We start from the raw sequence: 25261 nt of genomic DNA, 5'->3' as shown, positions 1-25261 counted from the left end.
TTTTTGCCAGATTAACATGTTTTCAGGTATCCGGATCGGGTTTGCAATCGTATGTAAGCTAAACATATTTAATTTGATTGTAAGAGTGCCTGCTATGCGTTTATTCACTTTTTTCATTTTTGCTTTGTTTGCGATATCCGGTTGTACGTCTAAACCGGACGGCATACAGCCGGTAAGAGATTTCCGGCTCGACAGATATCTTGGTACCTGGTACGAAATTGCAAGATTACCCCATTCCTTTGAAGAGGGCCTTACACAGGTGACGGCGACTTATTCTCTGGCTGATGACGGCAGTGTGAAAGTTATCAACCGTGGATTTGACAGCGAAGATAACAAATGGGACGAGGCTGAAGGTAAGGCCCTGTTCGTAGAAGATGAACAAACCGCGCACCTTAAAGTGTCTTTCTTCGGGCCTTTCTATGCCAGCTATGTGGTGATAGCGCTGGATGAAGACTACCAGTACGCCATGGTGACCGGTCCCGATCGCGATTATTTGTGGATCTTGTCCCGTAATCCGTCGATGCAGGAGGATTTACTGCGATCTCTGGTAAGTAAAGCAGAGGGACTGGGTTACGACACCGGTAAGTTGATCTACGTTAAACAGGATATGCACCGTGCTGAATGAGCGGCACGGAAAATAAAACCCTGCTACAATTGCGGTTTTTCCTCACCGGAGTAAATTGTGGAAAATCGTGTAATGAGCCGTGCGGGCAGCGCATGTGAGTTGTGTGGCAGTCAGGACCTGGTTGCACTGTACGAAGTGCCTTTTTCACCTGACAGTGAAGCGGATACGCATATCGCTGCGTGTCAGGTTTGCCGTGACCAGTTAAACGGCGAAAGTGAATTAAATGCAGACCACTGGCGCTGCCTGAATGAAGCCGTGTGGTCGCCTGTTGCACCGGTACAGGTGACGGCGTGGCGCATGCTGAATAAGCTGAAATCAGAGACCTGGGCGCAGGATTTGCTGGACATTGCGTATCTGGAAGACAATGTGCGCGCCTGGGGCGAGGCCGGTCTGGTGGATCTGAACCGTGAGCCGACTCTGGATTGCAACGGAACCGCGCTGACTGCCGGTGACACCGTTCATCTGGTCAAAGATCTTAACGTGAAAGGCGCCACATTCACTGCAAAGCGGGGAACGGCTGTACGTAATATTGGCTTAAGTGATAACCCGCTTCACATTGAAGGCCGTGTAAACGGTACCCGCATCGTCATTATTGCCGCTTATACAAAGAAAGCCTGAAACCCGGGTCAGACTGTCGCGCATTTTACCTGAGCAAGGTGCGCGACATTCGTGCACAGTGACGTCTTATCAGGCATAATTAGCCAGAGAAACAGACAACACAGGCAAAATACACCCGATGCAGACGTTAACTATCCGCACCCCCGATGACTGGCACTTACATTTCCGCGACGGCGATATGCTGGGCGAGACCGTACCGGCAACAGCCCGTTGCTTCGCCAGAGCGATTGTCATGCCGAATCTGGTTCCGCCGGTCACCAATGCTGAAATGGCAACTGCGTATAAGCAGCGTATTGAAGCAGCGCGACCTGCGGGTAGTCAGTTTGAGCCGTTAATGACGCTCTATCTGACCAATCAGACGACTGCTGAAGATATAGCAGCGGCAAAAGCAGCCGGGGTGGTTGCCTGTAAATTATATCCGGCGGGTGCAACGACTAACTCTGATGCAGCCGTTTCTGCCATTGAAGCACTTTATCCTGTGTTCGAAGCCATGCAGGCACACGGTCTTTTACTGTTGATCCACGGCGAAGTCACGGAAAACCACATCGATATTTTCGACCGTGAAAAAGTGTTTATCGATACCCACCTGCGTCCTATTGTTGCAGCTTTTCCTGAACTGAAGATTGTATTTGAGCACATCACCACCGCCGATGCCGCTGAGTTCGTGATGCAGGCCAGTGATAATGTGGCTGCGACCATTACGCCCCAGCACCTTCTGCTGAACCGTAATGATTTACTGGTTGGCGGTGTACGTCCACATAACTATTGTTTACCGGTACTGAAACGCAATACTCACCAGAAGGCGTTGCAGGAAGCGGTAGCCACCGGCTCGCCTAAATTTTTCCTGGGCACAGACTCTGCGCCTCACGCCCGACACCGTAAAGAAAATGCCTGCGGTTGTGCCGGTTGTTACAGTGCCTGGAGTGCTATTGAGCTTTATGCAGAAATTTTTGATGAGCTGAATATTCTGGATAAATTTGAGGGCTTTGCCAGTCTTCACGGTGCAAACTTCTATGGTTTGCCATTAAATGAAGGCACCATCACGCTGGTTAATTCTCCGTGGCAGGTGCCTGAAGTGGTTACATTACCGGACGGCACTGAAATGGTACCGTTTCATGCAGGGAAGACACTTAAATGGAAGCTGGAGCAGTCTCTTTCTTAAGATGGCTCACCGGCGGTCTGAGTCTTCTGGCCAGCGTTCTCTTTTCTGTTAACGCTGAGCCATTGTCGGTTATTGTCAGTCCTGTGCCTGTGTTTTCTGAGGAAACGCAGGATGGCGAATTACGCGGGTATACGGTCAGTCTTATCCGCGGGGTGTTGTCAGAAGCAGGGCTGGAAGACAGTATCAGACCGGAACCTTTTGCCCGCATGCTGGCGGATTTGAAAAAGAATCCGAATCAGTTGGGGGCCTCGGTGGTACGCACGCCACAAAGAGAATCCCAATATCACTGGATCATGCCGGTAACGGCAACGCCCAATCAACTGTACATTAAAAAAGAAAGTGTTTTTGCCCGGTCAGGGGTATCGTCGCTGAACCAGCTTTCTTCCATTGCAGTTATGCGCGATGACTACCGTCATGAGTTGCTCAGACAAGCCAATGTGTCCGGCGTACTGGCGGTGAATTCCTGGGAGCAGGCAATCGGCACATTGCTGAGAGACCGGGTTGAAGGTGTGCTTTTTTCTTCAGCCGGCGTCCGTCTGGTGTGCGCGCAAGCCCTGATGGATTGCGATGAACTTATCCCTGCTTACACCACCGGCACACCTGTCAGTTACCTGGTTCTGCCGAAGACAGAGGGCAGTGAAGCGCTGGCCTTGGCCCTCACGCAGGCGGCAGAACGGTTCAGGCAAACCCCGGCATTTCGCCAGCTTGCCGATGAGGTGCAGGATGAATTAACGGCTTTCGGCCTCATTGCCCGTACCGATGATGGTGTGTTGTATTTGTCAGACTCCCGGAGTATCGACAAAGCAGAGCATATCTGGGTGTTAGGAGAACTCTCCGGTGATTTCGCGAAACTAAATTCGCGACAGGAACTGGTGGGATATAATGCTGATTTAGTGCGCGCTTTGTTACTTGAAGCCGATGTCGATGCCCCCTTGCTGGCAGTGCCCTGGCAGCGGTTGATTCGCGAATCACTGCAAAAGCCCAATGTGCTGGCATTTACCGTGGCCAGAACACCGGAGCGTGAAGAACTCTTCCACTGGATAACGCCGGTAACCCGCAATAGCTACGGACTCTTCGGGCTGGACGATGAAACCTGGGAGACGATTGACGATATTCCGAAAGCAAAGGTCACAGGAACAATTAAACGTGACTTTCGCAGCGATATAGCCCGAAAAGCGGGATTGCCTGTGGTGGAGTTTGATTCATGGAGAGAAGTGGTTGATGCTCTGCATCAGGGGGATATTGATTTGGCATTTGCATCGCCCGACGCCATGGACCACGGATGCAGACAAAGTGCAGCCGGTTGTAAGAACATACAATTAGCTACCCGTCACAGTGATGTGACTACCTGGGTGGTGCTGTCGAAATCCGGAACAGATCCGGCGCTGGTAGAAAAATTCACAGAAGCTGCCAGCCGGTTAAAACAATCAGAGAAATATTTGCAGTGGGCTGAGCGCTGGGCCAGAGACATTAACCGGCGCAGTAATACCCGCTATTCGGTCAGGGATGGCATCATGTATTTATATAGTATCGATAAGACACAATGACACAATTTTCAGAATTACACGCAATTTCCACCCCGCTTCAGGACGCTCTTGGCAGGCTTGGATTCCCGTCAATGACGCCGGTTCAGGCCGGTACGCTTCCTCAGGCGCTGGAAGGCCGCGATATCATGGCTCAGGGGCAAACCGGCAGTGGTAAAACTGTTGCTTTTGCGGTGGCGACACTTAACCGGGTTGAAGTCACGGAATTTACCACTCAGGCTGTGGTGCTGTGTCCCACACGGGAACTGGCTGCACAGGTAGCTGAGCAATACCGTGCAGTGGGGCAGTGTATGTCGAATCTGAAGGTGCTTACATTGTGCGGCGGTGAGCCCATGGGGCCGCAAATTCAGTCTCTTAAGCATGGCGCTCATGTGATAGTGGGTACGCCGGGCCGTATCCTTGATCATTTACAGAAAAACCGGATTGATTTGAGCGGCGTGACATCGCGGGTGCTGGATGAAGCTGACCGCATGCTCGACATGGGTTTTGCAGACGATGTAGATGAAATTTTTTCCTACACCGCAGAGCAGGTGCAGACATTACTCTTTTCTGCTACCTGGACCGACGGTATTAAACGGATGGCGAATAAATATCTCGCTGATCCGCTCACCTTCACAGCTAAGGCTGATGTGGTAGCGAATCCGGATATTGAGCAACAGGCGTATTCGGTAGAAGAGCATACCCGTCTCAATGCCTTAAAAGCCGTGCTGACCACCATTCAGCCAACCAAAGCGATTTTGTTCTGTAATACCCGTAAACGGGTGACCGAAGTGGTGGATGAACTGACCGCTGCCGGATTTTCCGTAGCCGGTTTGCAGGGGGAAATGGAACAACGTGAGCGTACCGACGTACTGGCCCGTTTCGCTGCTGAGGCGTTGTCAGTGCTGGTGGGAACGGACGTTGCTGCCCGTGGTCTGGATATCAAGGAAGTCGACTGTGTGATTAACGTGGATGTCAGTGAAGATGCCGATACCCATACACACCGTGTAGGGCGAACTGGCCGGGCCGGAGCGAAAGGTCTGGCGGTCACACTGGTCAGTGACCGCGAGAAGGATCATTTTGAAAAGATTGAAGCTTTCGCGGAAATGAAAATTCCTCTGAAAGGCTCACAGAGCCTCCGTTTTCATGCAAACCGTATCACCAGCCCTGTATATGTTTGTCTGCATGTGAATGCAGGTAAAAAAGAAAAATTACGTCCGGGTGACTTCCTTGGCTCTCTGGTGAAAGACGCGGATATTGCTGCTGATGATATTGGTAAGATTCAGGTACAGAACTCTCAGAGTTTCGTATCGGTGAAAGAGCGCAGTGCGAAGCGTGCATTAAAACTGTTCCGGGAAGGAAAGATTAAAGGCAAACGTGTGCGTGCCCGCAAACTGGGTTAAGAAGACGGTAAACTACACAATGATTCGCTTATAGCGGACATTCACCGCTTTTGACAGCGGTTATTTTTCAGCCTGATATAGTGGGGAGAGCAACTCACCACTCAGGCTGAAAAGGAGGCTCCATGTACGATGAGTTTTTATCCGTTTCTGTGTGCGATTATGCAGATGCATTGCCGCGTAGTCAGTTCATACATTACGACATCCATTCACTGTGGCAACCCGTGCCACGTATTGCCGGGCCGGCCTTTACGGTTAAGTGTGAACCCGGCGACCATCTTATGCTTCATGCCGCAATATACCGTGCAAACCCGGGCGATATCATTGTTGCACAGGCCGATGATATGTACGCGCTGGCTGGCGGGAACGTTTGTGCCATCGCGCAGCAGCGCGGTGTTGCCGGATTTATTATCGACGGTGTAATCCGTGATGTGCAGGAAGTGCGGGAGATGGAATTTCCTGTTTTTGCCAGAGGCGTATGTCCGAAACCCGGCGCGAAGAAGGTATTATCTCCCCTTAATCAGCCGGTTGAATGCGGTGGGGTTACTGTGAACCCAGGCGACATCATTGTTGCAGACGAAGAGGGGATCGCGGTTATTCCTCTGGCTGATGCAGCAAGTGTTCTGGATATCGCTAAAAAGAGAAATGAAAAGGATTCATCAGTGTCATTAGCACAATGGCAGGATGATCATCTTGAAAAAGTGGAATCCATCCTCACTAAGCTAGGGTTTAAAGAATAACCCGGACCCTCATATGTTTTCATTTTTTGAACGGCTGACCAGGCCGTTCCCTGACGAAGCCCCGACTCAACCACCAGAGGGGCTCGTTGCTTTTTGTCGCCATTATTCCCGGGGAATGTGGCACATTATTGCTGTTGTGTCCTTATTGAGTGCAATTATCGCTGCACTGGAAGTGGCATTGTTCGGCTTTTTGGGTCAACTGGTAGACTGGTTTTCAGCCCATGACCGTGACACATTCCTGCAGGATGAAATATGGACCCTGGCGGGAATGGGGTTTGTGGTTCTGGTATTAATTCCGGGCTGTATTTTGCTGCGTTCTCTGTTCAACAGGCAATCGCTGATGGGAAACTATCCCATGCGGATCCGCTGGCAGGCCCACCGTTATCTGCTGGGACAGAGTTTAAGTTTCTTTCAAAATGAATTTGCCGGCCGTGTCGCCACCAAGGTGATGCAAACGTCACTGGCTGTCCGCGAAACCGTAATGAAACTGCTGGATCTGATGGTGTACATCTGTGTGTACTTCATATCAATGGTGGTACTGGTTTTCTCAACGGACTGGCGTCTGGCTATGCCACTCATCATCTGGTTCTTCGTTTACATTGGTATTTTGCGCATTCTGGTACCGAAGCTGAAAGCGGTATCGCAAGCTCAGGCAGATGCAAGAGCCGTAATGACGGGGCGTATCGTCGATAGTTATACCAACATCACTACGGTAAAACTGTTCTCTCACAGCCGGAGAGAAGCGGATTACGCAAAAGAAAGTATGGATGGTTTCCTGCAAACGGTTTATCCGCAAATGCGACTGGTGACCATTCTGGAAAACTGTGTGGAACTGGCTAATGCCATACTCATCTTTGCTATCGGCGCACTGTCTGTTTACTTGTGGATGCATGAAATCGTGTCACCGGGAGACATCGCTGTGGCCATCAGTCTGGTACTGCGCTTAAACGGTATGTCTCACTGGGTTATGTGGGAAGTATCATCGCTGTTTGAGAATCTCGGTACGGTACAGGACGGAATGAATACGCTGGCGAAGCCTGTTGAGGTTAAAGATGCCGGCGATGCAGACGCCCTTGCCGTGAAAGGAGGCGCTATCCGTTTTGATAACGTGAACTTCTCCTATACCGGTAGTGATAACCGCGACATTAACGTATTCAATCAATTAGATATTGCCATCAAGCCGGGTGAAAAGGTTGGTCTGGTAGGACGTTCAGGGGCCGGGAAATCAACCCTCGTTAATCTGCTTATGCGTTTTTACGATACCAACAGTGGTGAAATTCGCATTGACGGACAACCGGTAAAGTCTGTTTCCCAGGAGACGTTAAGAGAAAAAATCAGTATGGTGACCCAGGATACATCGTTGATGCACCGTTCTGTGCGGGATAACATCATCTACGGGCGTACTGACGCCACAGAAGAAGAAATGATAGAAGCGGCGAAGCAAGCTGAAGCCCATGACTTCATTCTTTCATTATCCGACAGTGAAGGTCGAACCGGTTATGACGCCCACGTGGGTGAACGGGGCGTGAAACTTTCCGGCGGTCAAAGACAGCGTATCGCCATTGCCCGTGTACTGCTAAAAGATGCGCCAATTCTGATCCTTGATGAAGCGACTTCGGCGCTGGATTCAGAAGTTGAAGCAGCGATACAGGATTGCCTGAATTCAGTGATGGACAACAAAACCGTGCTGGCAATTGCCCACAGGCTGTCTACCATTGCACAAATGGACCGGCTGCTGGTGCTGGATAGAGGTGAGATTGTGGAGTCAGGTACGCACAGCGAACTTGTTGCCCGTAACGGCATTTATGCGAAACTCTGGGCGCACCAGACCGGCGGCTTTATCGGTGTTGAATAGGGCAAAGAAACGGATTGAATCCGCTCCGGAAATGCGGAATAAGACGCTCCGGTGAAAAAAGATAAGTGGCCTTGTGAGCCAAAACTGACTGCATCAGAGGGATTTTGATGACAGCCAGTGTTGTATCTGAAGCGAGGATGGGTATAATACGCGTCCCTCCCTTGCGAATCCGCGATTTTCCTTAAAGAAACGCCTCAGAATTCACAAGGGTAGTGCAACTGAAATTTGTCCGTACAGACAACAGGGGTGTAGTTCGAATTGGTAGAACAGCGGTCTCCAAAACCGATGGTTGGGGGTTCGAGTCCCTCCACCCCTGCCAGAATTAAAATGCTATAGCGAACGTTGTAGCGACTGACGACGCAGTATTGCTAGGATCGTGAAATGAGCGAAAAAACGGAAAGTACGTCCAATCCGTTGGACATGATGAAATGGTTAGTGATCTTTGCATTACTGGCCGGTTTGATTGCTGCAAACCACATGTTCGGTGAGGTTTCAGTGTTGGTACGTGCGCTTGTCGCCGTTGCAGTCGTTGCTGTAGCCGGCTTTATTGCGGCCACGACTGAAAAGGGCAGTGCGTTTCTGACATTTGCCAAAGAATCCCGCATGGAAGTGCGTAAAGTTATCTGGCCAACCCGTCAGGAAACTAACCAGACAACACTTATCGTAATGGCTGCGACGTTAATCATGGCACTGCTGCTGTGGGGCCTTGACGGCATTATCGTACGTTTAGTTGCCTTCATCACCGGAATTGGAGTGTAAGATGTCTGAAGAGAATCAAACACCAGAAGAAAATCAGGCAGCATCAGAAAGCGCTGCACCAGAAAATAAAAAGCGCTGGTATGTTGTTCAGGCTTATTCGCAGTACGAATCCCGCGTAAAGAAAACGCTGCTTGAATACATCAAAATGCACGAAATGGAAAAGTTCTTTGGTCAGGTACTGGTACCGACTGAAGAAGTGGTTGAAATGCGTGCTGGTCAGAAACGTAAGTCAGAGCGTAAGTTCTATCCTGGTTACGTGCTGGTAGAAATGGAAATGAACGAGCAGTCATGGCACTTAGTGAAGAGCGTTCCTCGTGTACTGGGCTTCATCGGTGGTACCTCTGACCGTCCTATGCCTATCACCAAGCGTGAAGCAGATGCGATCCTGAACCGTCTGGAAGAAAATACAGACAAGCCAAGACCAAAAACACTGTTCGAACCGGGCGAAGTGGTTCGTGTTACCGATGGTCCTTTCGCAGACTTCAACGGCGTTGTCGAAGAAGTGGATTACGAAAAGAGCCGCGTAAAAGTATCGGTTCTGATCTTCGGCCGTTCTACCCCTGTCGACCTGGAATTTGGTCAGGTAGAAAAAGGTTAATCGCACAAAGCGTATTTGAAAAAACCTGCTCCGGCAGGTTTTTTTGTTTTATGAGAACCCTGTTTCAGGATTTCTCAAACTTAAGGTTGCATAAGTCGACTATTTGTTGTACATTACGCGCCCTTCGAAACCGAACGGGAAGCCGATTGAGTAAATATTCTCGAGTATTTACGAGGCGTTATACCCACTAACGAGAGCATTAAAATGGCTAAGAAAGTAACTGGCTTAATTAAGCTTCAGGTTGCAGCAGGTGCTGCAAACCCTTCTCCACCAGTTGGTCCTGCACTGGGTCAGCATGGTGTGAACATCATGGAATTCTGTAAGGCTTTCAACGCAAAAACTGAAAGTCTTGAGAAAGGCGCTCCGGTACCAGTAGAAATTACTGTATACGAAGACCGTTCTTTCACATTCGAAACCAAAACTCCTCCTGCGTCTTACCTGCTGAAAAAAGCAGCTGGCATCAAGAGTGGTTCTGGCCGTCCTAACACTGAGAAAGTTGGTACAGTTACCCGCGCTCAATTGGAAGAAATTGCCAAGACTAAAGAGCCTGATCTGACTGCTGCTTCTCTGGACGCTGCTGTACGCACTATCGCGGGTTCTGCTCGCGCCATGGGTCTGAACGTAGAGGGTTAATCGAATGGCTAAACTGACTAAACGCGCTCGCCTGATCCGCGAGAAAGTAGACGCGACTAAAGATTACGATATCAACGAAGCTGTTGCTCTGCTGAAGGAACTGGCTACTGCTAAGTTCGCAGAAAGCGTAGACGTTGCTATCAACCTGGGTATCGATGCGAAGAAATCTGACCAGAACGTACGTGGTGCAACTGTACTGCCTAACGGTACTGGTAAAGACGTTCGCGTTGCAGTATTCACTCAGGGTGCAAACGCTGAAGCTGCTAAAGAAGCGGGTGCGGACATCGTAGGTATGGACGACCTGGCTGAGAAAGTTAAAGCGGGTGAGATGGACTTTGACGTAGTAGTTGCCAGCCCTGACGCAATGCGCGTTGTTGGTCAACTGGGTCAAATCTTAGGTCCACGTGGCCTGATGCCTAACCCTAAGACTGGCACTGTAACGCCTGACGTTGCAACTGCAGTTAAAAACGCTAAAGCTGGTCAGGTTCGCTACCGTAACGATAAGAACGGTATCATCCACGCCAGCATCGGCAAAATTGCTTTCGAAGCTAACCAGATTCAAGAGAACCTGGAAGCCCTTCTGGAAGCACTGAAGAAAGCTAAGCCTTCTTCAGCTAAAGGCCTGTACATCAAGAAGGTAAGCCTGAGCACCACTATGGGCGCTGGCGTATCTGTTGATAAAGGTACTGTAGGTCTGTAAGACTTTTTACAGATGGCATAGCCCGTCTGTCTCTTAAAGGTTATGGGTTGGAGCTGTTGTATATCGCCAAAAGCGAATAACGATAGCTCCCGTCCAAGACCGCAGGCGCTAAGCGGCAAAAGAGGTAAGAGAACTTTTGCACCAACGCTTAACTTAATACAACAGCCTGCGCAGACGGTGGTTTCGACTCAGACTCTCTGGGATAACGAACACCGTAGAGCGGTACAGCTACTTTGAGTAGATGTATCAATCTGTGAACACTGATGAACGGGATGGGTAACCGGAACGGACATCAGATTTTATGAGGTGAACTCAGTGGCACTAGGTTTAGCAGCAAAAAAAGAGATCGTAGCAGAAGTTTCTGAAGTTGCGTCTCGCGCTCTATCCGTAGCCGTTGCTGAATACCGTGGGATGGAAGTTGCAGAACTGACTGACCTGCGTGTTAAAGCCCGTGAGCAAGGCGTATACCTGAAGGTTGTACGTAATACTCTGGCTAAGCGTGCATTGGCAGACAGTAATTTTGCAGATATGGAAAGCGCCTTAACTGGCCCGCTTATCTATGGTTTCTCTATCGATGCACCAGGCGGTGCGGCACGTCTTTTCAAAGACTTCGGTAAGACTAACGATAAGCTGAAAGTTACTGCACTTTCGATTGGTAGTGGTTTACTTGGTCCAGAAAAACTGGATGCAGTAGCAGCCCTGCCTACCCGCGACGAAGCGCTTGCAAGACTTCTTGCGACCTTCAAAGCACCAGTTGGCAAGTTCGTTCAAACTATCAACGAAGTTCCTGCCAAATTTGTGCGTGTATTGGCGGCGGTCAAAGACACCAAGTAATTGGCGTCTTTGGCATATTGATTTTTTTAACTATTTAATCCCGGGAGTTTAGAGAAATGGCTCTGACTAAAGAAGATATCTTAAACGCGATCGCTGAAATGCCAGTAATGGAACTGGTTGAACTGATCGAAGCAGCTGAAGAAAAATTCAACGTATCTGCGGCTGCTGTTGCAGTTGCTGGTCCAGCTGCTGGCGGCGAAGCTGCTGCTGCAGAAGAAAAGACTGAATTTGACGTTGTAATGACTTCATTCGGTGGCAACAAAGTTGCAGTAATCAAAGCAGTTCGCGGCGCGACTGGCTTAGGTCTGAAAGAAGCTAAAGAACTGGTAGAATCAGCTCCTAAAGCTATCAAAGAAGGCGTAGCTAAAGATGAAGCTGAAGCACTGAAGAAAGAGCTTGAAGAAGCTGGTGCAGAAGTAGAAATCAAGTAATCTAATTTGCTTAGATTACCTGCCTGAAACGGCAAGGCTGGTGGTTAATATTGACCACCAGCCTTTTTGCGCTGTAGGGTGTACAGTTTTTAACCCTTTACTGTATCCACCAAAAGCATATCGGAAATTAATTAAATGAGCAGAAAACCAAAGTCTTAACTAACTATTTGGTTAAATTTTGGTGTATGCTATTTAATTACCCCGAAAAAGGGTCGTGGAAGTTTGTTGTTTGACTAGTTCAGACAGCAGGTTGGGTCAAAAATCAGCAGGCTGAGGAACCCATGGTTTACTCTTATAGCGAAAAGAAACGTATCCGTAAGGATTTTGGCAAACACCCACAGGTATTGGAAATTCCATACCTCCTTTCAATTCAGCTAGATTCATTCAAAAAATTTATTGAAATCGATGCAGATGGTCAGTACGGACTGGAAGCTGCTTTCCGTTCTGTCTTCCCAATTAAGAGCTACTCTGGCAGTTCAGAGCTGCAGTATGTGAGCTATCGTCTGGGCGAACCGGTTTTCGATGTTAAAGAATGTCAAATTCGAGGCGTCACGTATTCAGCCCCATTAAGAGTAAAACTTCGTTTAGTGTTGTTCGATAAAGATGCTGCGCCGGGTACGGTTAAAGACATCAAAGAACAAGAAGTGTACATGGGCGAAATTCCATTGATGACAGAGAACGGTACGTTCGTCATCAACGGTACTGAGCGTGTTATCGTTTCTCAGTTACACCGTTCACCCGGTGTGTTCTATGATCACGACAAAGGGAAGACTCACTCTTCCGGTAAGGTACTGTATAACGCACGTGTTATCCCTTACCGTGGTTCGTGGTTAGACTTTGAATTCGATCCTAAAGATAACCTGTTCGTTCGTATTGACCGTCGCCGTAAGTTGCCTGCAACGATTATCTTACGCGCGCTGGAAATGACGACAGAAGAAATTCTGGATCTGTTCTTCGATAAAGTACAAATCCGCATTCAGGACAATAAGCTTCTGATGGAAGTTGTGCCTGATCGTCTGCGTGGTGAAACTGCACAGTTTGATATTAAAGACAACGAAGGCGAAGTCATCGTTGAAACCGGTCGTCGTGTATCTGCACGTCACACCCGTGCGCTTGAAAAAGCGGGTATCACTGAGTTAGAAGTACCTGCAGAATACCTCATCGGTCGTGTATTCGCGCGTACTTACGTGAACGAAGAAACTGGCGAAGTACTGGTTAATGCGAACGATGAAGTAACACTGGAATTGATGGCTGAGTTAAGCCAGGCCGGTGTTAAAGAGTTTGAAACTCTGTATATCAACGAACTGGATCACGGTTCATACATCTCAGATACACTGCGTATCGACAGCTCAACAAATCGCCTCGAAGCACTGGTAGAAATCTACCGGATGATGCGTCCTGGTGAACCACCAACTAAAGATGCTGCTGAAACGCTGTTTGACAATCTGTTCTTCTCTGAAGATCGCTATGACTTGTCATCTGTTGGCCGTATGAAATTCAACCGTCGTTTAGGTCGTGAAGAACTGGTTGGTTCCGGTACGCTGGACAAAGACGATATCGTTTCTGTAATGAAGCAACTTATCCTTATCCGTGACGGTAAGGACGAAGTGGATGATATCGACCACCTGGGTAACCGTCGTATCCGTTCTGTTGGCGAAATGGCCGAGAACCAGTTCCGTGTAGGTCTGGTACGTGTTGAACGTGCGGTTAAAGAGCGTCTGTCTCTGGGCGACCTCGACAACGTAATGCCACAGGATCTGATCAACGCGAAGCCTATCTCTGCAGCAGTTAAAGAGTTCTTCGGTTCTTCTCAGCTGTCTCAGTTCATGGACCAGAACAACCCGCTGTCAGAAGTAACGCACAAGCGTCGTATTTCTGCATTAGGCCCGGGCGGTCTGACACGTGAACGTGCAGGCTTCGAGGTTCGGGACGTACACCCGACTCACTACGGTCGTCTGTGTCCAATCGAAACCCCTGAAGGTCCGAACATCGGTCTGATTAACTCATTAGCGAGCTTTGCCCGTACCAATGACTTCGGTTTCCTTGAAACACCTTTCCGTCGCATCGTTGACGGCGTTGTGTCTGACGAGATTGATTACTTGTCAGCTATCGAAGAAGGTCAGTTCAAGATCGCACAGGCAAACGTTGCTGTTGATGAAAACGGCGCACTGATTGATGACCTGATCCCTTCACGTCACCGTGGTGAAACCACGCTGATGCCAAAAGAAGAAATCAAGTACATGGACGTGTCGCCTCAACAGATCGTTTCTGTTGCTGCCAGCATTATCCCGTTCCTGGAACACGATGACGCTAACCGTGCATTGATGGGTGCGAACATGCAACGTCAGGCAGTACCTACACTGCGTGCTGATAAGCCGCTGGTTGGTACTGGTATGGAGAAAACCGTTGCGGTTGACTCTGGTGTAACCGTTGTTGCTAAACGTGGTGGTATGGTTGATTATGTCGACGCGAGCCGCATCGTAATCAAAGTAGATGAAGACGAGATGCTTCCGGGTGAAGCGGGTATTGATATCTACAACCTGACGAAATACACCCGTTCTAACCAGAACACCTGTATCAACCAGAGACCTACCTGTAACGTTGGTGACCCAATTGTTGCCGGTGACGTACTGGCTGACGGCCCGTCTACAGACCTGGGTGAGCTGGCGCTTGGTCAGAACATGCGTATCGCGTTCATGCCGTGGAATGGTTACAACTTCGAAGACTCGATTCTGATTTCAGAGCGTGTTGCACAGGAAGACCGTTTCACCACTATCCACATTCAGGAACTGAGCTGTATTGCTCGTGACACCAAGCTGGGTCCGGAAGAGATTTCTTCTGATATTCCTAACGTGGGTGAAGCTGCACTGGGCAAGCTGGATGAATCCGGCGTTGTTTACATCGGTGCGGAAGTGAAAGGCGGCGATATTCTGGTTGGTAAAGTAACGCCTAAAGGCGAAACGCAACTGACGCCAGAAGAGAAACTGCTACGTGCTATCTTCGGTGAAAAAGCATCTGACGTTAAAGACACGTCTCTGCGTGTACCTAACTCTGTTCACGGTACTGTTATCGACGTACAAGTCTTTACCCGTGACGGTGTTGAAAAAGATAAGCGTGCACTGGAAATTGAAGACATGCAGTTACGTCAGGTTAAGAAAGACCTGTCTGACGAATTCAATATCCTGGCTGACGGTATCTTTGCCCGTGCACGTAACTTGCTGATCAACGCTGGGGTTGATGAAGCGAAGTTAGACAGCATGCCTCGTGAAAAATGGTTAGAGATCCCTCTGACTAACGAAGATGCACAGAACGAACTGGATCAAATCGCTGAACAGCACATTGAAATCAAATCAGATTTCGATAAGAAGTTCGAGAACAAGCGTCGCAAGATCACCCAGGGTGACGACCTTGCTCCGGGCGTGCTGAAGATTGTTAAGGTTTACCTCGCGGTTAAACGTCACATCCAGCCTGGTGATAAGATGGCTGGTCGTCACGGTAACAAAGGTGTTATCTCTACAGTAATCCCTGTAGAAGATATGCCTTACGATGTTAACGGTACGCCGGTAGACATCGTACTTAACCCGCTGGGTGTACCATCGCGTATGAACATCGGTCAGATCCTTGAGACCCACTTAGGTATGGCGGCTCACGGTCTGGGTGTGAAGATTGATCGCATGATCAAAGAACAGGAAGAACTGGCTAAGCTGCGTGAGTTCCTGAAAGAAGTTTACACCTTAGGTGAGAATCACCAGGAAGTAGACATCGACAGCTTCACCGATGACGAAGTACGTCGCCTGGCAGAAAACCTGCGTAAAGGTGTTCCTGTTGCGACACCAGTATTCTCTGGTGCGAAAGAAGCAGAAATTAAAGCAATGTTGAAACTGGCTGACCTGCCAGAAAGCGGACAGATTCAATTGTTCGACGGCCGTACCGGTCGCGAATTCGAACGTCCGGTAACGGTAGGTTACATGTACATGCTGAAACTGAACCACTTAGTAGACGACAAGATGCACGCCCGTTCTACCGGTTCTTACAGCCTGGTTACACAGCAGCCTCTGGGTGGTAAAGCACAGTTCGGTGGTCAGCGCTTCGGTGAGATGGAAGTGTGGGCACTGGAAGCATACGGTGCTGCTTATACCCTGCAGGAAATGCTGACTGTTAAGTCGGATGACGTTAACGGCCGTACCAAAATGTACAAGAACATTGTTGATGGCGATCACAGAATGGAGCCTGGCATGCCAGAATCCTTCAACGTATTGCTTAAAGAAATTCGTTCACTCGGTATCAACATCGAGCTGGAAGAAAAGTAATACGGCTAACGCCATTGTATGATTTGATGGCCCGGTTCGCCGGGCTATAGAGACTGACTCCGCCGGGAGAGTAATGTGAAAGACTTATTAAAGTTTCTAAAGCAACAAAACAAGACAGAAGAATTCGATAATATTCGAATTGGTCTGTCATCACCTGACATGATCCGTTCATGGTCATTTGGTGAAGTTAAGAAGCCTGAAACCATCAACTACCGTACGTTCAAGCCTGAGCGTGACGGTCTGTTCTGTGCGCGTATTTTCGGACCTGTAAAAGACTACGAATGTCTTTGTGGTAAGTATAAGCGTCTGAAGCACCGTGGTGTTATCTGTGAGAAGTGTGGCGTTGAAGTGACACTGACCAAAGTACGTCGTGAGCGTATGGGTCACATCGAACTGGCCAGCCCGGTTGCCCACATCTGGTTCCTGAAATCACTGCCGTCACGTATCGGTTTGATGCTGGATATGACTCTGCGTGATATCGAACGTGTACTGTATTTCGAATCTTATGTTGTTACCGAACCTGGTATGACAACGTTAGAGCGCAGCCAGCTTCTGAACGAAGAAGAATATCTGGATGCACTGGAAGAGCACGGTGACGAGTTCGAAGCGAAAATGGGCGCAGAAGCCGTTTTCGATCTGTTGAAAGTCCTCGACGTAGATGCAGATGTTGCTGCAATGCGTGAAGAGCTGCCTTCAATCAACTCTGAAACCAAGCGTAAGAAAATCACCAAGCGTCTGAAGCTGCTTGAGTCATTCCAGCAGTCTGGCAACAAGCCAGAGTGGATGATCATGACTGTACTGCCAGTTCTGCCACCGGACCTGCGTCCTCTGGTACCACTGGACGGCGGTCGTTTTGCGACTTCTGACCTGAACGATCTGTATCGTCGTGTTATCAACCGTAACAACCGTCTGAAGCGTCTGTTGGATCTGGCTGCGCCGGATATCATCGTACGTAACGAAAAGCGTATGCTTCAGGAAGCGGTAGATGCGCTGCTTGATAACGGTCGTCGCGGTCGTGCAATTACCGGTTCTAACAAACGTCCTCTGAAATCTCTTGCCGACATGATTAAAGGTAAGCAGGGTCGTTTCCGTCAGAACCTTCTTGGTAAGCGTGTTGACTACTCAGGCCGTTCTGTAATCACCGTTGGTCCTACACTGCGTCTGCACCAGTGTGGTCTGCCTAAGAAAATGGCACTTGAGCTGTTCAAGCCATTCATCTACGGCAAACTGGAAGGCCGTGGTCTGGCGACTACCATCAAAGCTGCTAAGAAGCTGGTAGAGCGTGAAGCACCGGAAGTATGGGACGTTCTGGATGAAGTCATCCGCGAACACCCTGTGTTACTTAACCGTGCACCAACACTGCACAGATTGGGTATCCAGGCTTTCGAACCTACCCTGATCGAAGGTAAAGCGATTCAACTACACCCACTGGTGTGTGCGGCATATAACGCTGACTTCGACGGTGACCAGATGGCGGTTCACGTACCTCTGACTATCGAAGCACAGTTAGAAGCACGCGCCCTGATGATGTCTACCAACAACATCCTGTCTCCTGCGAACGGTGAGCCAATCATCGTACCTTCACAGGACGTTGTATTGGGTCTGTACTACCTGACCCGTGACAAAGTAAACGGCCGCGGCGAAGGCATGGTATTTACCAGCCCGCACGAAGCTGAAAAAGCGTACCGTACCGATGCGGCAGAACTGCACGCACGCGTAAAAGTACGTATTACTGAGTATGATATTGCTGAAGACGGCACAAAAACTGAAAAAGTAACACTGACTGACACCACTGTTGGCCGTGCGATTTTCTCTCTGATCCTGCCTAAGGGTCTGCCGTTTGAAATCATCAACCAGGCAATGGGTAAAAAGCAGATCTCTAAACTGCTTAACGAGTGTTACCGTACGCTGGGTCTGAAAGACACTGTTATTGCAGCTGACCAAATCATGTATACCGGTTTCCACTACGCGATGATCGCGGGTGCGTCTGTAGGTATCGACGATATGGTTATTCCTGATGCGAAGAAAGATATCATCGAAGGCGCTGAAGCCGAGGTTATCGAAATTCAGGAACAGTTCCAGAACGGTCTTGTAACAGCCGGTGAGCGTTACAACAAAGTTATCGATATCTGGTCGAACGCCAACGAAAAAGTTGCCCGTGCGATGATGGATAACCTGAAAACTGACACAGTGATTAACCGTGACGGTGAAGAAGAAGAGCAAGCATCATTCAACTCTGTTTACATGATGGCCGACTCCGGTGCTCGTGGTAGTGCCGCACAGATTCGTCAGCTGGCTGGTATGCGTGGTCTGATGGCTAAGCCGGATGGCTCAATCATCGAAACACCTATCACGGCTAACTTCCGTGAAGGTCTGAACGTACTACAGTACTTCATCTCAACTCACGGTGCGCGTAAGGGTCTTGCCGATACGGCACTGAAAACTGCGAACTCCGGTTACCTGACTCGTCGTCTGGTAGATGTTGCACAGGATTTGGTTATCACCAATGACGACTGTGGCACGTTTGAAGGCGTGAAGATGACACCACTGATTGAAGGTGGTGACGTTGTAGAGCCGCTGCGTGAGCGTGTACTGGGTCGTGTGGTAGCAGAAGACGTAATCAAGCCGGGTACTGACGAAGTTCTGGTTGAACGTAACACGCTGCTGGACGAAGCGCTGGTAGACATGCTGGAACAGAATTCTGTTGACCAGATGATGGTTCGCTCGGTTATCACTTGTGACAACGACTTCGGTGTTTGTGCTAAGTGTTACGGTCGAGACCTTGCCCGTGGTCACATGGTGGCTAAAGGTGAATCTGTTGGTGTTATCGCTGCTCAGTCAATCGGTGAGCCGGGTACACAGCTTACCATGCGTACATTCCACATCGGTGGTGCGGCATCAAGAGCATCAGCAGAAAACAGCGTGCAGGTTAAAACTGCAGGTAGCCTGAAAATGCATAACGCTAAGTTCGTTCGTAATACCGACGACAAAGTGGTTATCGTTTCTCGTTCAACCGAGCTGACTGTTATCGACAGCCATGGTCGTGAAAAAGAGCGTTATAAGGTACCTTACGGTGCGATTCTGTCTGTTGATGATGGTGCTGCTGTTGAAGCCGGCGAAATCGTTGCGAACTGGGATCCGCATAGTCACCCAATCATTGTTGAGCGTCCGTCTAAGATCTCGTTTGCAGATATCGACGACTCCAACACTGAGATGCAGCAGGACGAGCTGACCGGTCTGACCCGTATCGTAGTTAAAGACCTGGCTAAGGTTAACGCCAAAGAGCCTAAGTTGATCCTGGAAAGCGAAGAGACTGGTCTGCAGGAAATTCGTCTGCCAAGCTTCACCACTATCGAAGCGGCAGATGGCAAACTGGCTCATGCCGGTGACGTGTTAGCACGAATCCCGCAGGAAAGCTCGAAAACACGTGACATCACCGGTGGTCTGCCACGGGTTGCTGACCTGTTCGAAGCGCGTAAGCCGAAAGAACCTGCAATCCTGGCTGAAATCTCCGGTACCATTGGTTTCGGTAAAGAAACCAAAGGTAAGAAACGTCTGGTTATCACACCGAAAGACGGTGCCGATGCTTACGAAGAGATGATTCCTAAGTGGCGTCAGCTGAACGTGTTCGAAGGTGAATCTGTAGAACGCGGTGAAGTTCTGGCCGATGGTCCTGAGTCTCCACACGATATCCTGCGTCTGCGTGGTATCAGTGCGGTTTCTAACTATATCGTGAACGAAGTTCAGGAAGTTTACCGTCTGCAGGGTGTAAAAATTAACGATAAGCACATCGAGGTGGTAATCCGTCAGATGCTGCGTAAGTGTATTATTACTGCTGCCGGCGATACTCAGTTCCTGGAAGGCGAACAGGTTGAAGTGGCTCACGTTAAGATCGCGAACCGTGAAATGGAAAAAGCCGGTAAACTGCCTGCACTGTATGAAACACAGTTGCTGGGTATTACTAAGGCGTCACTGTCTACAGAGTCATTCATCTCTGCAGCATCGTTCCAGGAAACTACACGCGTACTGACAGAAGCTGCGGTACAGGGCAAAGAAGACGATTTACGTGGTCTGAAAGAAAACGTAATTGTTGGTCGTCTGATCCCTGCCGGTACCGGTTTCGCATACCACGAGCGTCGTATGCAGAAACGTGCTGAAGCTATTGAAGAGATGTCTGTATCTGCTGCTGAAGCCGAACAGGCACTGACTGAAGCATTAAATGCTGAAGTAAGTGGTGGAGACGCATCAGACGAGTAAGACTTGTCACTGAACGGTGGATATTTCGCCGTTCAGTGCATTCAGGGTATGCAAACGTGAATAATCGCCTGGTTATCCTTTGTACACCTTGACACTGGCTTATGAGATCATTAGAATTCCGCGACCCAATTTCTGGTAAGTCCGCTTAATTTAGCGAAGACATACTGAAACAGGGCCGCGGTTTTTTTGTTTTCGGGGCGGGTAAATGTAGAGCACGTTTACAACAAGCTTCAGATTCAATAAGCCGTTTAACAGACCCGACCATGGATCGGGTTTTCATTTTTTACTAACAGGAGCTAGTTAATGGCAACAGTTAACCAGTTAGTGCGTAAGCCACGTCGTCAGCCAGTTGCAAAAAGCAACGTAGCTGCACTGCAAGCTTGCCCACAACGTCGTGGTGTATGTACTCGTGTATATACCACTACGCCTAAGAAACCAAACTCTGCACTGCGTAAAGTATGTCGTGTACGTTTAACTAACGGTTTCGAAGTGTCTTCATACATCGGTGGTGAAGGCCACAACCTGCAAGAGCACAGCGTTGTTCTTATCCGTGGTGGTCGTGTTAAAGACTTACCAGGTGTTCGTTATCACACTGTTCGCGGTACTCTGGACTGCGCAGGCGTTAACGATCGTCGTCAAGCCCGTTCTAAGTACGGTGCGAAGCGGCCTAAATCTTAACGGTTCTCCGTTAGTAAGGCCAAACTGAAGTAATCAGAGTTTTGGGATTTCCCTGAATTCATACGGAGAATTGTAAAATGCCAAGAAGAAGAGTCGTAGGTCAACGTAAAATCCTACCAGAACCAAAATTTGGTTCACAACTGCTTGCTAAATTCATGAATGTCGTAATGCTCGACGGCAAGAAATCAGTTGCTGAAAAGATTGTTTACGGTGCGCTTGATATTGTTGCTGAAAAAACCGGCAAAGCACACTTAGACGTGTTCGAAGACGCTCTGGACAACATCCGTCCTACAGTGGAAGTTAAATCACGCCGTGTGGGTGGTTCTACTTACCAGGTTCCTGTAGAAGTTCGTCCTGTTCGTCGTAACGCGCTGGGTATGCGTTGGATGGTAGAAGCGGCACGTAAACGTGGCGAAAAGTCCATGGCACAACGCCTTGCAGCTGAAATGTTAGATGCAGCAGACAACAAAGGTTCTGCGGTTAAGAAACGTGAAGACGTTCACCGTATGGCCGAAGCGAACAAAGCGTTCGCACATTACCGTTGGTAATCAACGTTTAAACTGAGAGAGACGTATGCCTCGTAAGACCCCAATTGAACGTTATCGTAATATTGGTATTGTCGCTCACGTAGATGCGGGTAAAACCACCACTACTGAGCGTGTCCTGTTCTATACAGGGTTATCACACAAAATCGGCGAAGTGCATGATGGCGCAGCCACCATGGACTGGATGGAGCAGGAGCAGGAGCGTGGCATCACGATCACTTCTGCTGCTACCACGTGCTTCTGGTCTGGAATGCAGCAGCAGTACGATCAACACCGTATCAACATCATTGATACGCCGGGACACGTTGACTTCACCATTGAAGTTGAACGTTCTCTGCGTGTACTTGATGGTGCGGTGGTTGTATTTTGTGGGTCTTCCGGGGTGGAGCCTCAATCAGAAACAGTCTGGCGTCAGGCTGATAAATATCGTGTACCGCGCATGGTTTTCGTCAATAAGATGGACCGTGCCGGTGCCGATTTTGAACGTGTTGTGGGTCAGATCCGCAAACGTTTGGGCGCAACCTGTGTACCTATTCAACTGAATATTGGTGCAGAGGAAGAATTCCGTGGCGTCATCGATTTAATCAAGATGAAAGCCATCAACTGGAATGCAGAAGACATGGGTATGACTTTTACCTATGAAGACATTCCGGCTGAACTGGTTGCTAAAGCAGAAAAATACCGCACCGAGATGATCGAAGCGGCTGCAGAGGCTTCCGAAGAGCTGATGGAAAAGTACCTGGAAGGCGAAGAGCTGACCGAAGAGGAAATCCGTCAGGGTCTGCGTACCCGTGTACTGAACAACGAAATTGTTCTGGCAACTTGTGGTAGCGCATTTAAGAACAAAGGTGTTCAGGCTGTGCTGGATGCCGTAGTTGAGTATTTGCCTGCACCGGTCGACATTCCTTCTATTAAAGGTGTGTTAGACGACGGCGAAGAAACTGAAGCAGAGCGCCATGCTGACGACAGCGAACCGTTTTCTGCTCTGGCATTTAAAATTGCCACAGACCCGTTCGTGGGTACACTCACGTTCTTCCGTTGCTATTCCGGCGTAGTTAACACAGGCGATACCGTCTATAACCCCGTGAAGCAAAAACGTGAGCGTTTTGGTCGTATCGTGCAGATGCACGCTAAAGACCGCGAAGAATTAAAAGAAGTTCGTGCCGGCGACATTGCCGCTGCTATCGGACTGAAAGACGTGACCACTGGTGACACCTTGTGTGATCCGAATCATGTTATTACACTTGAGCGTATGGAATTCCCTGATCCGGTAATCTCCATCGCCGTAGAGCCAAAATCTCAGGCAGACCAGGAAAAAATGGGTCTTGCTCTGGGTAAACTGGCTGCAGAAGACCCGTCGTTTAAAGTACATACTGATGACGAAACCGGACAAACAATCATTTCCGGTATGGGTGAACTGCACCTCGATATTATTGTCGACCGTATGAAGCGCGAATTTAAGGTTGAATGTAACGTAGGTAAACCACAGGTTGCTTATCGTGAGACTATTCGCAGCAAGGTCGAAGCGGAAGGAAAGTTTGTCCGTCAGTCAGGCGGACGTGGACAATTTGGTCACGTCTGGCTACGTATCGAGCCACAGGAAGAAGGTGCAGGCTACGAATTCGTGAACGAAATCGTTGGCGGTGTTGTACCTAAAGAATTCATTCCTGCGGTAGACAAAGGAATTCAGGAGCAGCTGCAAAATGGTGTGCTGGCAGGGTATCCTGTACTCGATGTAAAGGTTACACTGTTCGACGGTTCATATCATGATGTTGACTCTTCTGAAATGGCGTTTAAGATCGCCGGCTCTATGGGTTTCAAGAAAGGTTGTGCTGAGGCAAATCCAGTATTGCTCGAACCCACTATGAAAGTTGAAGTAACAACTCCAGAAGATTGGATGGGTGATGTTGTAGGCGATCTGAATCGTCGTCGCGGCATGATCGAAGGTATGGAAGACGGTGTAGGCGGGATCAAGATTGTTCGCGCGAAAGTACCGCTTTCAGAAATGTTTGGGTATGCGACTGACTTGCGTTCACAAACGCAGGGTCGTGCGTCATACTCTATGGAGTTCTTCAATTACTCTGAAGCGCCTAGCAATGTTGCAAAAGCGATTATCGAATCAAGAAACTAAATCTTAATGAAGGTTCGGTCCGGTCTGTATTGGGTCGGACTTTTAACTTAGGAAACGAGAAAAATGGCAAAAGAAAAGTTTGAACGTACGAAACCCCACGTAAACGTGGGTACAATCGGCCACGTTGACCACGGTAAAACCACTCTGACCGCAGCAATCACTACTGTACTGTCTAAGACTTACGGCGGTTCTGCTCAGGCTTTCGATCAAATCGATAACGCGCCTGAAGAAAAAGCTCGTGGTATCACCATCTCTACTTCACACGTAGAATATGACACGCCTACCCGCCACTACGCGCACGTAGACTGTCCTGGACACGCCGATTACGTTAAAAACATGATCACTGGTGCTGCTCAGATGGACGGCGGTATCCTGGTAGTTGCTGCGACTGATGGTCCTATGCCACAGACTCGTGAGCACATCCTGCTGGGTCGTCAGGTTGGTATCCCTTACATCATCGTATTCATGAACAAATGTGACATGGTTGATGATGAAGAGCTGCTGGAACTGGTTGAGATGGAAGTGCGTGAACTTCTGACTGAATACGAATTCCCTGGTGACGATCTGCCAGTAATCAAAGGTTCTGCTCTGAAAGCCCTTGAAGGCGACGCAGAGTGGGAAAAGAAAATCATCGAACTGGGTGAAGCACTGGATTCTTACATTCCAGAGCCAGAGCGTGCTATCGACAAGCCGTTCATCCTGCCAATCGAAGACGTATTCTCAATCTCAGGCCGTGGTACTGTTGTAACTGGTCGTGTTGAGCAAGGTATCGTTAAAGTTGGTGAAGAAGTAGAAATCGTTGGTATCAGAGATACAACCAAAACTACTTGTACCGGTGTTGAAATGTTCCGTAAGCTGCTTGACGAAGGTCGTGCAGGTGAGAACGTTGGTGTTCTGCTGCGTGGTACTAAGCGTGATGACGTTGAGCGTGGTCAGGTACTGGCTAAGCCTGGTTCAATCACTCCTCACACTCAGTTTGAAGCGGAAGTATACGTACTGTCTAAAGATGAAGGCGGTCGTCACACTCCATTCTTCAAAGGTTACCGTCCACAGTTCTACTTCCGTACAACTGACGTAACTGGTGCTGTTGAGCTGCCAGAAGGCGTAGAAATGGTAATGCCTGGTGACAACCTGAAATTCGTCGTTGACCTGATCGCTCCGATCGCGATGGAAGAAGGTCTGCGCTTCGCAATCCGTGAAGGTGGTCGTACAGTAGGTGCTGGTGTTGTAGCTAAAATCATCAAGTAATTGATGACTACATACTAGTCCGGAAAAAGGTCGCGCAAGCGGCCTTTTTTGTTTTTAGTGACCCGTTGAATCTGATGACCTGTTAATTATTTTTCCTGAGCAAGTATCAGCAAGTGCATCTTTTACCGGAAGTGTTATCATCGCCGCCGCTTTTTAGCTGCGGATGATAATGCCTATGCAACAATCCCTTCACATAGCTGCGTTACCCTGAGAT

19 protein-coding genes and 1 tRNA gene are annotated in these 25261 nt (G+C 48.9%); all 20 read left to right on the top strand.

Annotated features, from left to right (window positions below; genetic code table 11):
* The first annotated feature begins 94 nt into the window (after positions 1–94).
* The 20 genes from DS731_RS18035 to tuf all read left to right on the top strand — a co-directional run bounded on the left by DS731_RS18035 (position 95) and on the right by tuf (position 25047).
* Positions 95–625 carry a lipocalin family protein gene (locus tag DS731_RS18035; RefSeq protein WP_119502626.1) on the top strand — a complete coding sequence of 177 codons (531 nt, stop codon included), beginning with the start codon at positions 95–97 and terminating at the stop codon, positions 623–625.
* Between the two features lie 54 nt (positions 626–679).
* Positions 680–1243 carry a PhnA domain-containing protein gene (locus DS731_RS18030; RefSeq protein WP_181013676.1) on the top strand — a complete coding sequence of 188 codons (564 nt, stop codon included), beginning with the start codon at positions 680–682 and terminating at the stop codon, positions 1241–1243.
* A 118-nt stretch (positions 1244–1361) separates the two neighbouring features.
* Positions 1362–2405: a dihydroorotase gene (pyrC, locus tag DS731_RS18025; protein WP_119502625.1), complete on the top strand. Its 1044-nt coding sequence runs from the start codon at positions 1362–1364 to the stop codon at positions 2403–2405.
* Positions 2378–3952, top strand: coding sequence for a substrate-binding periplasmic protein (locus DS731_RS18020; RefSeq protein WP_119502624.1), 1575 nt, complete (start codon positions 2378–2380; stop codon positions 3950–3952). Before pyrC ends, DS731_RS18020 begins: the two co-directional genes overlap by 28 nt.
* A complete protein-coding gene (gene dbpA / locus DS731_RS18015; protein WP_119502623.1) occupies positions 3949–5331 on the top strand; it encodes an ATP-dependent RNA helicase DbpA in 1383 nt (460 codons plus the stop codon). The genes DS731_RS18020 and dbpA overlap by 4 nt, the downstream gene beginning before the upstream one ends.
* 122 nt (positions 5332–5453) lie before the next feature.
* The gene (locus DS731_RS18010) at positions 5454–6068 is read left to right on the top strand and encodes an RraA family protein (protein ID WP_119502622.1); all 615 of its coding nucleotides are present in this window, start codon (positions 5454–5456) and stop codon (positions 6066–6068) included.
* A 13-nt stretch (positions 6069–6081) separates the two neighbouring features.
* Positions 6082–7923 carry an ABC transporter ATP-binding protein gene (locus DS731_RS18005; protein WP_119502621.1) on the top strand — a complete coding sequence of 614 codons (1842 nt, stop codon included), beginning with the start codon at positions 6082–6084 and terminating at the stop codon, positions 7921–7923.
* 242 nt (positions 7924–8165) lie between these two features.
* Positions 8166–8242: transfer RNA gene (locus tag DS731_RS18000), tRNA-Trp, on the top strand.
* A gap of 62 nt (positions 8243–8304) precedes the next feature.
* The gene (gene secE, locus DS731_RS17995; protein WP_119502620.1) at positions 8305–8682 is read left to right on the top strand and encodes a preprotein translocase subunit SecE; all 378 of its coding nucleotides are present in this window, start codon (positions 8305–8307) and stop codon (positions 8680–8682) included.
* Position 8683: 1 nt separating this feature from the next.
* Positions 8684–9280 carry a transcription termination/antitermination protein NusG gene (gene nusG, locus DS731_RS17990; protein ID WP_119502619.1) on the top strand — a complete coding sequence of 199 codons (597 nt, stop codon included), beginning with the start codon at positions 8684–8686 and terminating at the stop codon, positions 9278–9280.
* A 204-nt stretch (positions 9281–9484) separates the two neighbouring features.
* Entirely contained in the window at positions 9485–9913 is a 429-nt protein-coding gene (gene rplK / locus DS731_RS17985) for a 50S ribosomal protein L11 (RefSeq protein ID WP_070123202.1), read from the top strand.
* Between the two features lie 4 nt (positions 9914–9917).
* Positions 9918–10613: a 50S ribosomal protein L1 gene (rplA, locus tag DS731_RS17980; protein WP_119502618.1), complete on the top strand. Its 696-nt coding sequence runs from the start codon at positions 9918–9920 to the stop codon at positions 10611–10613.
* Between the two features lie 315 nt (positions 10614–10928).
* Complete coding sequence (gene rplJ, locus DS731_RS17975; RefSeq protein WP_119502617.1) at positions 10929–11447, top strand: 50S ribosomal protein L10; 519 nt, start codon at positions 10929–10931, stop codon at positions 11445–11447.
* Positions 11448–11503: 56 nt separating this feature from the next.
* A complete protein-coding gene (gene rplL, locus DS731_RS17970) occupies positions 11504–11878 on the top strand; it encodes a 50S ribosomal protein L7/L12 (protein WP_119502616.1) in 375 nt (124 codons plus the stop codon).
* A gap of 281 nt (positions 11879–12159) precedes the next feature.
* A complete protein-coding gene (gene rpoB / locus DS731_RS17965; RefSeq protein WP_119502615.1) occupies positions 12160–16188 on the top strand; it encodes a DNA-directed RNA polymerase subunit beta in 4029 nt (1342 codons plus the stop codon).
* 75 nt (positions 16189–16263) lie between these two features.
* Positions 16264–20445, top strand: coding sequence for a DNA-directed RNA polymerase subunit beta' (gene rpoC, locus DS731_RS17960; RefSeq protein ID WP_119502614.1), 4182 nt, complete (start codon positions 16264–16266; stop codon positions 20443–20445).
* Positions 20446–20748: 303 nt separating this feature from the next.
* Positions 20749–21123, top strand: a complete 375-nt coding sequence (gene rpsL / locus DS731_RS17955) for a 30S ribosomal protein S12 (RefSeq protein WP_070123207.1) — start codon at positions 20749–20751, stop codon at positions 21121–21123.
* Between the two features lie 77 nt (positions 21124–21200).
* The gene (rpsG, locus tag DS731_RS17950) at positions 21201–21671 is read left to right on the top strand and encodes a 30S ribosomal protein S7 (RefSeq protein WP_070123208.1); all 471 of its coding nucleotides are present in this window, start codon (positions 21201–21203) and stop codon (positions 21669–21671) included.
* A 25-nt stretch (positions 21672–21696) separates the two neighbouring features.
* On the top strand, positions 21697–23799 hold the full coding sequence (gene fusA, locus DS731_RS17945; protein ID WP_119502613.1) for an elongation factor G: 2103 nt from the start codon (positions 21697–21699) through the stop codon (positions 23797–23799).
* 63 nt (positions 23800–23862) lie between these two features.
* Positions 23863–25047 (top strand): elongation factor Tu, encoded by a 1185-nt coding sequence (tuf, locus tag DS731_RS17940; protein ID WP_119499901.1) that lies wholly within the window; start codon positions 23863–23865, stop codon positions 25045–25047.
* The last annotated feature ends 214 nt before the right edge of the window (positions 25048–25261 follow it).

This window comes from Alteromonas sp. RKMC-009 (genome assembly GCF_003584565.2).
Lineage (GTDB): Bacteria > Pseudomonadota > Gammaproteobacteria > Enterobacterales > Alteromonadaceae > Alteromonas.
Note: the sequence above shows the minus strand (reverse complement) of the source record. Positions and strands in the feature narration are given on the sequence as shown.

Excerpts from the sequence above, each read along its gene's own strand:
- fusA (WP_119502613.1), top strand. The coding sequence starts at position 21,697 with ATGCCTCGTAAGACCCCAATTGAACGTTATCGTAATATTGGTATTGTC.
- tuf (WP_119499901.1), top strand. The coding sequence starts at position 23,863 with ATGGCAAAAGAAAAGTTTGAACGTACGAAACCCCACGTAAACGTGGGT.
- dbpA (WP_119502623.1), top strand. The coding sequence starts at position 3,949 with ATGACACAATTTTCAGAATTACACGCAATTTCCACCCCGCTTCAGGAC.
- rpsL (WP_070123207.1), top strand. The coding sequence starts at position 20,749 with ATGGCAACAGTTAACCAGTTAGTGCGTAAGCCACGTCGTCAGCCAGTT.
- DS731_RS18005 (WP_119502621.1), top strand. The coding sequence starts at position 6,082 with ATGTTTTCATTTTTTGAACGGCTGACCAGGCCGTTCCCTGACGAAGCC.
- rplK (WP_070123202.1), top strand. The coding sequence starts at position 9,485 with ATGGCTAAGAAAGTAACTGGCTTAATTAAGCTTCAGGTTGCAGCAGGT.
- secE (WP_119502620.1), top strand. The coding sequence starts at position 8,305 with ATGAGCGAAAAAACGGAAAGTACGTCCAATCCGTTGGACATGATGAAA.
- nusG (WP_119502619.1), top strand. The coding sequence starts at position 8,684 with ATGTCTGAAGAGAATCAAACACCAGAAGAAAATCAGGCAGCATCAGAA.
- rpoB (WP_119502615.1), top strand. The coding sequence starts at position 12,160 with ATGGTTTACTCTTATAGCGAAAAGAAACGTATCCGTAAGGATTTTGGC.
- rpsG (WP_070123208.1), top strand. The coding sequence starts at position 21,201 with ATGCCAAGAAGAAGAGTCGTAGGTCAACGTAAAATCCTACCAGAACCA.
- DS731_RS18035 (WP_119502626.1), top strand. The coding sequence starts at position 95 with ATGCGTTTATTCACTTTTTTCATTTTTGCTTTGTTTGCGATATCCGGT.
- pyrC (WP_119502625.1), top strand. The coding sequence starts at position 1,362 with ATGCAGACGTTAACTATCCGCACCCCCGATGACTGGCACTTACATTTC.
- rplA (WP_119502618.1), top strand. The coding sequence starts at position 9,918 with ATGGCTAAACTGACTAAACGCGCTCGCCTGATCCGCGAGAAAGTAGAC.
- DS731_RS18010 (WP_119502622.1), top strand. The coding sequence starts at position 5,454 with ATGTACGATGAGTTTTTATCCGTTTCTGTGTGCGATTATGCAGATGCA.
- rplL (WP_119502616.1), top strand. The coding sequence starts at position 11,504 with ATGGCTCTGACTAAAGAAGATATCTTAAACGCGATCGCTGAAATGCCA.
- DS731_RS18020 (WP_119502624.1), top strand. The coding sequence starts at position 2,378 with ATGGAAGCTGGAGCAGTCTCTTTCTTAAGATGGCTCACCGGCGGTCTG.